The 11,969-nt window shown below is 58.7% G+C and carries 10 protein-coding genes; 5 read left to right on the top strand and 5 right to left on the bottom strand.

Going from position 1 to position 11,969, the window contains the following annotated elements; translation table 11 throughout:
• Positions 1-16 precede the first annotated feature (16 nt).
• Together feoB and feoC are read left to right on the top strand one after the other, a co-directional pair.
• Positions 17-2,335: a Fe(2+) transporter permease subunit FeoB gene (feoB, locus tag DTA24_RS01970; RefSeq protein ID WP_008807002.1), complete on the top strand. Its 2,319-nt coding sequence runs from the start codon at positions 17-19 to the stop codon at positions 2,333-2,335.
• A 9-nt stretch (positions 2,336-2,344) separates the two neighbouring features.
• Positions 2,345-2,584, top strand: a complete 240-nt coding sequence (gene feoC, locus DTA24_RS01965) for a [Fe-S]-dependent transcriptional repressor FeoC (protein ID WP_002920509.1) — start codon at positions 2,345-2,347, stop codon at positions 2,582-2,584.
• Positions 2,585-2,672: 88 nt separating this feature from the next.
• On the opposite strand, the gene DTA24_RS01960 is transcribed toward feoC, so the two are convergent.
• Together DTA24_RS01960 and bioH are read right to left on the bottom strand one after the other, a co-directional pair.
• Positions 2,673-2,942, bottom strand: a complete 270-nt coding sequence (locus DTA24_RS01960; RefSeq protein ID WP_002920510.1) for a YdgH/BhsA/McbA-like domain containing protein — start codon at positions 2,940-2,942, stop codon at positions 2,673-2,675.
• 120 nt (positions 2,943-3,062) lie between these two features.
• Positions 3,063-3,836: a pimeloyl-ACP methyl ester esterase BioH gene (gene bioH, locus DTA24_RS01955; RefSeq protein ID WP_110196531.1), complete on the bottom strand. Its 774-nt coding sequence runs from the start codon at positions 3,834-3,836 to the stop codon at positions 3,063-3,065.
• A 38-nt stretch (positions 3,837-3,874) separates the two neighbouring features.
• Here bioH and gntX point away from each other — a divergent pair, with 38 nt between their 5' ends.
• The 3 genes from gntX to gntT all read left to right on the top strand — a co-directional run bounded on the left by gntX (position 3,875) and on the right by gntT (position 6,836).
• Positions 3,875-4,549, top strand: coding sequence for a DNA utilization protein GntX (gene gntX, locus DTA24_RS01950; RefSeq protein WP_023288044.1), 675 nt, complete (start codon positions 3,875-3,877; stop codon positions 4,547-4,549).
• 58 nt (positions 4,550-4,607) lie between these two features.
• Entirely contained in the window at positions 4,608-5,183 is a 576-nt protein-coding gene (gene nfuA / locus DTA24_RS01945; RefSeq protein WP_002920540.1) for a Fe-S biogenesis protein NfuA, read from the top strand.
• A gap of 336 nt (positions 5,184-5,519) precedes the next feature.
• On the top strand, positions 5,520-6,836 hold the full coding sequence (gene gntT, locus DTA24_RS01940; protein WP_004202142.1) for a gluconate transporter: 1,317 nt from the start codon (positions 5,520-5,522) through the stop codon (positions 6,834-6,836).
• 98 nt (positions 6,837-6,934) lie between these two features.
• Here the strand turns inward: gntT and malQ are convergent, their stop codons facing one another.
• The 3 genes from malQ to DTA24_RS27875 form a co-directional block, all read right to left on the bottom strand.
• Positions 6,935-9,031 (bottom strand): 4-alpha-glucanotransferase, encoded by a 2,097-nt coding sequence (gene malQ, locus DTA24_RS01935; protein WP_123836533.1) that lies wholly within the window; start codon positions 9,029-9,031, stop codon positions 6,935-6,937.
• A 10-nt stretch (positions 9,032-9,041) separates the two neighbouring features.
• On the bottom strand, positions 9,042-11,432 hold the full coding sequence (malP, locus tag DTA24_RS01930; RefSeq protein ID WP_012540401.1) for a maltodextrin phosphorylase: 2,391 nt from the start codon (positions 11,430-11,432) through the stop codon (positions 9,042-9,044).
• A gap of 343 nt (positions 11,433-11,775) precedes the next feature.
• Positions 11,776-11,925 (bottom strand): hypothetical protein, encoded by a 150-nt coding sequence (locus DTA24_RS27875; RefSeq protein WP_012540400.1) that lies wholly within the window; start codon positions 11,923-11,925, stop codon positions 11,776-11,778.
• Positions 11,926-11,969: the final 44 nt, after the last annotated feature.

Below are 11,969 nucleotides of genomic sequence, written 5' to 3'. Positions count from 1 at the left end.
CACAAGAGTCTGAAATATGAAAAAATTAACCGTTGGTTTAATTGGTAATCCTAATTCTGGCAAGACCACCTTATTTAATCAGCTGACCGGCGCCCGCCAGCGCGTAGGCAACTGGGCCGGGGTCACCGTTGAGCGTAAAGAGGGCGTTTTCGCCACCACTGACCATCAGGTCACGCTGGTCGACCTCCCGGGAACCTACTCCCTGACCACCATCTCTTCGCAGACCTCGCTGGACGAGCAGATTGCCTGCCACTACATCCTGAGCGGCGACGCCGACATGCTGATTAACGTGGTTGATGCCTCCAACCTCGAGCGAAACCTCTATCTGACGCTGCAGCTGCTCGAGCTGGGGATCCCCTGCGTCGTCGCGCTGAACATGCTGGATATCGCCGAAAAGCAGCAGGTGCGTATCGATATCGACGCCCTCGCCGCCCGTCTCGGCTGCCCGGTCATTCCGCTGGTCTCAACCCGCGGACGCGGAATCGAAGCGCTGAAGATTGCCCTCGACCGTCATCAGGCGAACAGCGATATTGAGCTGGTTCACTATCCGCAGCCGCTTCTGCGCGAAGCTGACCTGCTGGCGCAGCAAATGTCAGCGCAGATCCCGACCCGGCAGCGGCGTTGGCTGGGTCTGCAGATGCTGGAGGGCGATATCTACAGCCGGGCCTATGCCGGCGACGCCGCCGATAAACTGGATATTGCTCTGGCGAATCTCAGCGACGAGATCGACGACCCGGCGTTGCATATCGCAGACGCACGCTATCAGACCATCGCCGCCATTTGCGACGCCGTCAGCAACACCCTGACCGCCGAGCCGAGCCGCTTCACCGCGGCGATGGACAAAGTGATCCTCAACCGCTTCCTCGGGTTGCCGATTTTTCTCTTTGTCATGTACCTGATGTTCCTGCTGGCGATAAACATCGGCGGCGCGCTGCAGCCGATTTTTGATGCCGGCTCGGTCGCGGTCTTTATTCACGGTATTCAATGGCTGGGCTACACCCTGCACTTCCCGGACTGGCTGACCGTGTTCCTCGCCCAGGGGATCGGCGGCGGTATCAACACCGTGCTACCGCTGGTGCCGCAGATCGGCATGATGTATCTGTTCCTCTCCTTCCTTGAGGACTCCGGCTACATGGCGCGCGCCGCCTTTGTCATGGACCGCCTGATGCAAGCCCTCGGCCTGCCGGGGAAATCCTTCGTCCCGCTGATTGTCGGTTTTGGCTGCAACGTGCCGTCGGTGATGGGCGCCCGCACCCTTGACGCGCCGCGCGAGCGTCTGATGACCATTATGATGGCGCCGTTTATGTCCTGCGGCGCGCGGCTGGCGATCTTCGCCGTCTTCGCGGCCGCGTTCTTTGGGCAGAACGGCGCGCTGGCGGTCTTCTCGCTCTATGTGCTGGGCATTGTGATGGCCATCCTCACCGGCCTGATGCTGAAGCACACCATTATGCGCGGCGAAGCCTCGCCGTTCGTGATGGAGCTGCCGGTGTACCACGTCCCGCATATCAAGAGCCTGATTATCCAGACCTGGCAGCGCCTGAAAGGCTTTGTGCTGCGCGCCGGGAAGGTGATCGTCATCGTCAGCATCTTCCTCAGCGCGCTGAACAGCTTCTCACTGAGCGGTAAGGTCGTCGACAACATCAACGACTCCGCGCTGGCCTCGGTGAGCCGGGTCATTACGCCGGTGTTTAAACCGATCGGCGTGCATGAAGATAACTGGCAGGCCACCGTCGGCCTGTTTACCGGCGCGATGGCGAAAGAGGTGGTAGTGGGTACGCTGAACACCCTCTATACCGCCGAAGATATCCAGAATGAGGAATTCAATCCGCAGACCTTCAGCCTCGGCGAAGAACTGCTCGCCGCCGTCGATGAGACATGGCAGGGACTGAAAGACACCTTCAGCCTCAGCGTCCTGGCCAACCCCATCGAAGCCAGCAAAGGCGATGGCGAAATGGCCACCGGCGCCATGGGGGTGATGGGCAGTAAATTTGGCAGCGCGGCGGCGGCATACAGCTACCTGATCTTCGTCCTGCTCTATATTCCCTGCATCTCGGTGATGGGCGCCATCGCCCGCGAATCAAGCCGCGGCTGGATGACCTTCTCCATCCTGTGGGGGCTGAATATCGCCTATTCGCTCTCGACGCTCTATTACCAGACCGTTAGCTTTAGCGATCACCCGCGCTACAGTCTGGTGTGTATCCTGGCGGTAGTGTTGTTCAACGTGGTGCTCTTCGGCCTGTTGCGCCGGGCGCGCAGCCGGGTGGACGTCTCGCTGCTTGCCACGCGAAAAACGCCGGCCTCCTGCTGTTCCAGCCCGGCTGGCGATTGCCACTAAGGAGGGACTGTGGCGTCGTTAATGGAAGTCCGCGATATGCTGGCCCTGCAGGGCCGCATGGAGGCGAAACAGCTCAGTGCTCGCCTGCAGACGCCTCAGCCGCTGATTGACGCCATGCTTGAGCGAATGGAAGCCATGGGTAAGGTGGTCCGGATCAGCGAAACGAGCGAGGGCTGCCTCTCCGGCAGCTGTAAAAGTTGCCCTGAAGGGAAAGCGGCGTGCCGGCAGGAGTGGTGGGCGCTGCGATGAAAGGAGTCAGGCCAGGTCGCGCAACGAGGTAAAACGAGTAAGACAGCTATGAAAAACGGGCCAGCAGGCCCGTTTTCTTATGACTGGATTATTTATAAACGTCAGCGTTAGCGTGTACGGTTTTTTCGTTTTTCTGCCCGGCAATCACCACAAAGTATTTCCCACCCAGCTCATCGGCTTTTTTCGACAGATCGCGTCGGGCATCCATCGGCGACGTCGTCCTGGAGGTCGTAATGCTACCGACCTTGGTCAGATTCATCTTCGCCACGTCTTCTTTTTGGATCTCTTTCGCGGCGAATGCGCCGAAAGAGAGGGTGCCTATCACCAGAGATGCAACCATTCCTGTAACAAGTTTCATAGCCTCTACTCTCCATAAGGTTGTTATTGTAGGTCACGGTGGCGGATTGAAATAATCAACCACCGTAACAACCTAAGTATTGCTAGGAATGGCCCTTTTACCATGGCGCGGCAAAAAAAATTACCCCAGCCGCGTCTTCAGCGCCAGCAGCGGCTCGCAGAAGGCCGCGGGATGGGAAACAAACGGCGCATGCGCGGCCTTATCGAAGAGGATTGACTCGCTTTCCGGCCACAGGTCATCCAGCAACGGGACGATCTTGCGCGGCACCAGTCCATCCAGCCGGCCATACAGCCGCAGAAACGGCATCGGCAGCCTGACCAGCGCCTGACGCAGATCGACGGTTCTGAGGATCTCCAGTCCGCCATTCAGCGCCTCGGCGGAAGGCATCGGCAGCGAAAGCACCGCCTGCTTTAACGCCCGCGCATCCTGACGCGCGCTCTCTGTGCCCATGGTTTGCAGGGCGAGGAATCGCTCGACGGTGCGCTGGAAATCGTCGCTCAGCTGCTGCTGAAATCCGGCCAGCACCTCGGGCTTGATGCCGGGCCAGTCGTCACGAGCCGCGAAACAGGGGGAAGAGGCAACCGTCACCAGCGCCTGCATGCGTTCCGGACGCATAATCGCGACCTGGCTGGCCACCAGCCCGCCCAGGCTCCAGCCCAGCCACACCGCCTGTGGAGGGGCCTGCTCCAGCACCCGCTGCGCCATCGCCTCCAGCGACATCGCCCCAAACCCGCCGCTGCGGCCATAGCCCGGCAGATCCACCAGGTGGAGGGTAAAATGCGAAGCCAGGTGCGGCGTGATGCAATCCCATACCTGAGCGTTCAGCCCCCAGCCGTGCAGCAGCACAAGATGACAATCTCCTTCGCCGATTGTTTGCCACCAGATGTCGTTCATCCGTTACCGTTCTCTTTTTACTGGACAGAAGGCCAAATATGCTAACAGCACACAGCTTATGCTGGCTATGCCAAATGCCGCTGGCAGTCGCCCGCTGGGGGATCTGCTCCCGCTGCAGCCGCGTCCTGCTCGCCTGTCCCCCGCTCTGCCCGCAGTGCGGCCTGCCGGCGGCGGCATCCCGTCACCCCTGCGGCCGCTGCCTGCAAAAGCCGCCTCCCTGGCATCGGCTGGTGGCGGTCAATGACTATCGCCCGCCGCTGAGCGGTCTGGTGCAGCAGCTGAAGTTTCACCATCGCCCGGAGCTGGGCCCCGCCCTCGCGCGTCTGCTGCTGCAGCGCCTTCTGCAGCGTGACGATTTGCCGCCAGTAGACGCTCTGGTCGGCGTGCCGCTATGGCATCGCCGTCGCTGGCGCCGGGGTTATAATCAGTGCGACGAACTGTGCCGACCGTTAGCCCGCTGGCGAGGATGCGTCTGGCATCGCGAAGGCCTGACTCGCCAGCGAGCCGGCGCCGTCCAACATTCGCTCAATGCCCGCCAGCGCAGGCAGAACCTGAAAAATGCCTTTCAGCTTGAATTTGCCGTGCAGGGACTCCATATCGCTCTGGTGGATGATGTCGTCACGACCGGCAGCACCGTCGCCGAGATATCCCGCCTGCTTTTGCGAAACGGCGCCGCGACGGTTCAGGTATGGTGTTTGTGCCGTACCTTGTAGACCCCCGCTGATGGGCGTATTATAACCCAGTAAAATAGTCAACTATTAGGCCAACGCTATGATCCGTATTTCCGATGCTGCACAAGCGCACTTTGCCAAACTGCTGGCAAATCAGGAAGAAGGGACGCAAATTCGCGTATTTGTGATTAATCCCGGCACCCCAAACGCTGAGTGCGGCGTATCCTACTGCCCACCGGATGCGGTGGAAGACACCGACACGGCGCTGAAATTTGAACAGCTGACCGCCTATGTCGATGAGCTCAGCGCGCCCTATCTGGAAGACGCTGAAATTGATTTCGTCACTGACCAGCTCGGCTCGCAGCTGACGCTGAAAGCGCCGAACGCCAAAATGCGCAAAGTCTCTGACGATGCCCCGCTGATGGAGCGCGTCGAGTACCTGCTGCAGTCGCAGATTAACCCGCAGCTGGCAGGCCACGGCGGCCGCGTATCGCTGATGGAGATCACCGACGACGGTCTGGCTATCCTGCAGTTCGGCGGCGGATGCAACGGCTGCTCGATGGTCGACGTGACCCTGAAAGAAGGTATTGAAAAACAGCTGCTGAACGAGTTTCCGGAGCTGAAAGGGGTTCGCGATCTGACCGAGCACCAGCGTGGCGAGCACTCCTACTACTAAACCCTTCCTCCGGCGGCAGCCTGCCGCCGGATCGCCGTGATCCATTCTGTGTTACCGCGCAACATCTCTCGCTAAACGACCGGCAAAAACCGGGGAAAGAGTATGACTTAAGTCTCATATTTAACATTTTCCCCCGTCAGGTGATTCTCAACCCTCACATGTTACCCGTATCATCCATTTCAGGCGCCACCGGCAAAAAAATAGCCAGCTATCCTTTCTCTGGGTAAGGATAATGCAAGCGTTTACGGTGCCAGACTATTTTGCTCCCTGACGGAGCGGATGCTCTACAGGTTCGAACTTTGACGTTACCCATAACAAATTAAGGCCAGGTAAATCATGCCATTAGTCATCGTTGCTATCGGGGTTGCCCTGTTGTTGCTGTTAATGATCCGTTTCAAAATGAACGGCTTCATTGCGCTGGTTCTGGTGGCGCTCGCCGTCGGATTAATGCAGGGTATGCCACTGGATAAAGTGATCGTCTCCATCAAAAACGGCGTTGGCGGCACCCTTGGCAGCCTCGCGCTGATCATGGGCTTCGGCGCTATGCTCGGTAAGCTGCTGGCAGACTGCGGCGGCGCCCAGCGTATCGCCACCACGCTTATCAATAAGTTCGGTAAGAAGCATATTCAGTGGGCGGTGGTCCTGACCGGCTTCACCGTTGGCTTCGCCCTGTTCTATGAAGTGGGCTTCGTGCTGATGCTGCCGCTGGTGTTCACCATCGCCGCCTCGGCCCGTATTCCGTTGCTGTACGTCGGCGTACCGATGGCAGCCGCGCTCTCCGTCACCCACGGCTTCCTGCCGCCGCATCCGGGTCCGACCGCGATTGCCACCATCTTCCATGCCGATATGGGCAAAACGCTGCTCTACGGCACCATTCTGGCTATCCCGACGGTTATCCTGGCAGGGCCGGTGTTTGCGCGCTTCCTGAAAGGCATTGATAAGCCGATCCCGGAAGGCCTGCATAACCCGAAAGTGTTCACAGAAGAAGAGATGCCTGGCTTTGGCGTCAGCGTCTGGACCTCGCTGGTACCGGTGATCCTGATGGCGATGCGCGCCGTGGCCGAGATGATCCTGCCGAAGGGCCACGCCTTCCTGCCGATTGCTGAGTTCTTCGGCGACCCGGTGATGGCCACCCTGATTGCGGTACTGATCGCCCTGTTCACCTTCGGTTTGAACCGCGGCCGCTCCATGGAGCAGATCAACGATACCCTGACTTCTTCTATTAAAATCATCGCGATGATGCTGTTGATCATCGGCGGCGGCGGCGCCTTCAAACAGGTGCTGGTGGATAGCGGCATGGATAAATACATCGCCTCTATCATGCACGAATCGAACATGTCTCCGCTGTTTATGGCGTGGTCAATCGCCGCAGTGCTGCGTATCGCGCTGGGTTCGGCGACCGTTGCCGCCATCACCGCAGGCGGGATTGCCGCGCCGCTGATCGCCACCACCGGCGTCAGCCCGGAACTGATGGTTATCGCCGTTGGCTCCGGCAGCGTTATCTTCTCTCACGTCAACGATCCGGGTTTCTGGCTGTTCAAAGAGTACTTTAACCTGACCATCGGCGAGACCATCAGGTCCTGGTCGGTGCTGGAAACCATTATCTCAGTATGCGGCCTGGTAGGCTGTCTGCTGCTGGGGATGGTGGTGTAAGGAGACTCCCGCACAGAAAAAGGCCGGTCCGCATAATGCGGACCGGCCTTTTTTATCGGACATGCTCATCGCCGCGCAGCAAACGACGCGGCGGGAAGTCATCTGGCGGCGGCTTTCTTGCTCGCCGCCTTGCGCCGTTTATCCAGATCCTTAATCAGCTTATTGACCTGTTCATCGGCAAACATCTGTTCCAGGGTGACGGACAGCTTCCGGCGCCAGTTCGGGTACTCAGTGCTGGTGCCCGGAATGTTAACCGGCGACGCCATCTCCAGCCAGTCTTCCGGCTGCAGGCCCAGTAGCGCACTGTTACTGTCGGCAATGTAACGCTGCATCCCCCGGTTGAGGATCCCGGTCATGCTCATCAGCGAGGCCTTATGCCCGGCACGTTTGGGCAGACAGCCATACTTATGCAACGCATCCAGCAGCCCTTGCTTCGCCAGCTCGCGGTCCTGGTACAGCCCGCGCAGCACCACCTCATCAGGATAGAGCCCCAGCGCTTTACCTAGCGTCAGATCGCCGCTTTCCCAGTAGCCGCGGAGGGTGGGCAGGTCGTGCGTCGTCGCCACAGCCATTGATTGCTCCGGGTACAGCGCCGGCGCGCGGAACGTTTTCTCTGCATCACTCTCAAAATAGAGCACCTTATAAGAATAGACGCCGCTGTTGCGTAACTTGCTGACAATCTCCACCGGTACCGTGCCCAGGTCTTCGCCGATCACCATGCAGCGATGACGCTGGCTTTCCAGGGCCAGGAGCGACAGCAGATCGTCGACGGGATACTGAACGTAAGCGCCATGGTCGGCGGTTTCACCATAGGGGATCCACCACAAACGCAGCACCGACATCACGTGATCGATGCGCAGCGCGCCGCAGTTCTGCATATTGGCGCGCAGCAGGTCGATAAACGGCTCATAGGCGCGAGCGGCAATAATATGCGGATCCATCGGCGGCAGGCCCCAGTTCTGGCCCAGCGGGCCCAGAATATCCGGCGGCGCGCCCACGGACGCTTTCAGGCAGTACAGCTCACGGTCGCACCAGGTCTCCGACCCGCCTTCGGCGACGCCCACCGCCAGATCGCGGTAGAGGCCAATCGGCATCCCGTCGCGCTGGCTGGTTTCCCAGCAGGCGGCAAACTGGCTCCAGGCCAGCCACTGCAGCCAGAGATAGAAACTGACGTCGTCCTCATGCTCAATGCAGAAGGCTTTCACCTCCGGGCTGTCGATATCCTGAAAGGCCTTCGGCCAGGCCGGCCAGCCCCAGCGCAGCAGGTCCTGTTGTACCTGCCAGGCGTGCAGCGCATCGAAAGCGGCCTGCCAGTAGAGGCTTTCCCCTTCGCGCAGAACAAACTCGCGGAACGCTGTCATCTGCTCATCTTCACGACGAGAGAATCGTTTCCACGCCATACGCAGCGCGGTCATTTTCAGCGTGGTGACCGCGGTATAGTCGACATCATCCGTTTGCCGCGCCGCCTGCAAGGCCTGCTGGGTCGCTGCGGACTGCCACCACGCCTGCGCCTCTTCGCTACGCTGGAAATCTTCAACCGCATTAACGTCGATGTAGATGACGTTCAGCCAGCGACGTGAAGACGGGCTATACGGACTGGCGCTCTCCGGGTTCGCCGGATAGAGAGCATGTATCGGGTTAAGGCCAATAAACGACCCGCCGCGGCGGGCGATTTCCGGCAACATGGCCCGCAGATCGCCAAAATCGCCGATCCCCCAGTTTTTCTCCGAGCGCAGGGTATAAAGCTGCACGCAGGTGCCCCACAGCTTTTTCCCCTCTTTCAGCGGCTGCGGTTCGTAGCAGCGCGCCGGCGCGACAATGGTCCGGCAGTGCCAACGCTCTCCCTCCTGGGTGAGCGTCAGGGAGTGGTACCCCTCCGGCAGTTTAGCCGGCAGCGGCAGCGTCTCGCCGCCGCGGGTTTTCCCTTGATACTGCTTACCGTCCTCAGTGGTCAGGATCCACTGATACTCACCGCGTCCTGCCACCGGCAGCGACATTTTTTTGCCGTGGGTGAAAATTTTCACGTTCGGCAGCGGGTTAACCGCCACTTTCGTGGCGGCGGTAGAGCGATGCATCGCATCCAGCAGGCGCTGTTTGGTGACAGCCGCGATAGACTGCGGCTTACCGTGCGCATTGATATAGCTGGGGCTGATGCCCGCCGCCAGCGCGGCATTATCGAGGCGTTTACTCTCCATAGGCCTTCCTTTAGCGTTTCGCCTGCCAGATACGTTGCTGATAATCGCGGATCGAGCGGTCGGAGCTGAACATGCCGCAGCGCGCGGTGTTGAGGATAGCCGCGCGGGTCCAGGCCTCCTGGTCGCGATACAGCTCATCTACCCGTTTTTGCGCCGCTACGTAGGCTTCGAAATCGGCCAGCACCAGGTACGGATCGCCGCCCTGCAGCAGGCTGTGCAGCATCTGATCGAAGGCATGCTTGTCGCCGTTGCTGTAGGTGCCGTTCTCCAGCTCCTTAAGCACCGCATCGAGCAGCTTGTCTTTTTTACGCCATTTCAGCGGATCGTAGCCTTTCGCTTTCAGGGCTTTCACCTCTTCAACCGTGTGGCCGAAGATAAAGATGTTTTCCTCGCCCACCTGCTCAGCGATTTCCACGTTAGCGCCATCCAGCGTCCCGACGGTCAGCGCGCCGTTCAGCGCCAGCTTCATGTTGCCGGTGCCAGAGGCTTCTTTACCCGCGGTGGAGATCTGCTCGGAGATATCCGCCGCCGGGATCAGTTTTTCCGCTGCCGATACACAATAGTCCGGCAGGAAGACCACCTTCAGCTTATCGCCGACTTTCGGGTCATTGTTGATCGCTTCCGCTACCTTATTGATGGCAAAAATAATGTTTTTCGCCAGATAGTAGCCCGGCGCCGCTTTCGCGCCGAACAGGAAGACGCGCGGCACGCGGTCCGCCTGCGGGTTTTCGCGGATCTCTTTGTACAGCGCAAGAATATGCAGCAGGTTAAGGTGCTGACGCTTGTACTCGTGCAGGCGTTTGATCTGAATATCGAAAATCGCCTGCGGGTTGATCTCAATCCCGGTACGCTGCTTCACAAACTCGGCCAGATGAACTTTGTTGGCCTGCTTGATATCGCGATAGGTCTGACGGAATGCCGCATCGTCAGCGTATTTTTCCAGATTGATCAGCTGGTCGAGGTCATTGGCCCACTCTTTTTTCAGCGTCTCATCCAGCAGCGAGGCCAGCGCCGGGTTGCACTGCTTGATCCAGCGGCGCGGCGTGATGCCGTTGGTCACGTTATGGAATTTGTTCGGCCACAGCTGGTTATATTCCGGGAACAAATCTTTTACCACCAGGTCCGAGTGCAACGCCGCCACGCCGTTGACAGCAAAGCCGCCCACCACGCACATGTTGGCCATCCGAACCTGCTTGTCATGCACCACCGCCAGCTTCGCCCAGACCTGCTTATCGCCCGGCCAGGTTTTGTCCACCAGCTGTTTAAAGCGGTCGTTGATCTCTTTAATGATCTGCATATGGCGCGGCAGCAGCGCTTTCACCAGCTTCTCATCCCAGCACTCCAGCGCTTCCGGCATCAGGGTGTGGTTGGTGTAAGCAAAGGTTTTACTGGTGATCGCCCAGGCGTCGTCCCAGCTCAGCTGGTGCTCGTCGATCAGCACGCGCAGCAGCTCCGGAATGGCGATGGTCGGGTGCGTATCGTTCAGCTGGATCACTTCGTAATCCGCCAGCTCGGCCAGCTTGCGGCCTGCCAGATGATGACGACGCAGGATATCGGCCACTGAGCAGGCGCACTGGAAGTACTGCTGCATCAGGCGCAGTTTTTTACCGGCCTGATGGTTGTCGTTCGGGTACAGCACCTTGGTCAGTTTTTCCGCGTCGATGCCCTGCTGCTCGGCGCGCAGGAAATCGCCATCGTTGAATTTGGTCAGGTTGAACGGATGAGCGTGTTTGGCCTGCCACAGACGCAGCGGCTGGGCGACGTTGTTGCGATAGCCAAGCACCGGCAGGTCCCAGGCTTCGCCGGTAATGACGAACGCCGGCTGCCATTCGCCGTTTTTGCTGACTTTCCCGCCGATGCCGACCTGGACATCCAGCGCTTCGTTATGACGGAACCACGGGTAGCTGTTACGCCCCCAGTCGTCCGGGGCTTCCATCTGCTGGCCATCGTCAAATGACTGGCGGAACAGGCCATACTGGTAATTGAGACCGTAACCGGTCGCCGACTGCCCCACCGTCGCCATGGAGTCGAGGAAGCAGGCTGCCAGACGTCCCAGGCCGCCGTTACCCAGCGCCGGGTCTGTCTCTTCTTCCAGCAGATCGGTGAGGTTGACGTCGTAGCCTTTCAGCGCGTCGCTAACGCCCTCGTACCAGCCCAGGTTGAGCAGGTTGTTGCCGGTCAGGCGACCAATCAGAAACTCCATCGAGATGTAGTTAACGTGACGCTGTCCTTGCGCCGGTTTCGCTACCGGCTGCGCCGCCAGAAGTTCCGCCAGCGCTCCGCTGACCGCGCGCCACCATTGACGCTGTGTCATCTCGGAAGCGGACTGTAAACCAAAATGCTGCCACTGACGCGTCAGTGCAGCCTGAAACTGAGCTTTGTTAAATGAAGTCTGTGACATAATGAGATCCGGGTCCTTTACTAAAACGATGGCGCTAGTGTGCCGACCTCCCGATTCATCGTCCTCATCCCGACGGGGATTAGACAGGGAGGAGTGGCGGGGATGAGCGAAAAGTGTGATCCTGGACACTATAGTGTGGGTGAGAAGGCAAAAATATGCTGTAAAAATCACCGCGATATGACAATCGAGAGGTTACGTCCGCAGGGAAAAAATTTGTTACAGGCCAATACGCGCTAAAAATCTTTCCGCCTCTCGCCAGGTTATTAAAAAAATAAATAGAGAGCTCTGGAGAAATAAGCACATTTCATCACATTGATCCGCAAAAAAGATTACTTCTAAGAAATCACTGACAATAATTTAATAAAAACAAACAACTACTCTTCACATAAAATAAATCTCTCCCCGCTCCGCCAGCCGCCGCCTGAAAACCGCTGGCGGCGAGTTCTGCCTGCGATTTTTCCCCATTCTCAACCAATGTCAAAATTTGTGACATAGAGCAAATTCAAGAGCATAAAGTTCGGACATAACTTGCAATAA

Source organism: Klebsiella sp. P1CD1 (assembly GCF_003790505.1).
Lineage (GTDB): Bacteria > Pseudomonadota > Gammaproteobacteria > Enterobacterales > Enterobacteriaceae > Klebsiella > Klebsiella variicola.
Note: the sequence above shows the minus strand (reverse complement) of the source record. Positions and strands in the feature narration are given on the sequence as shown.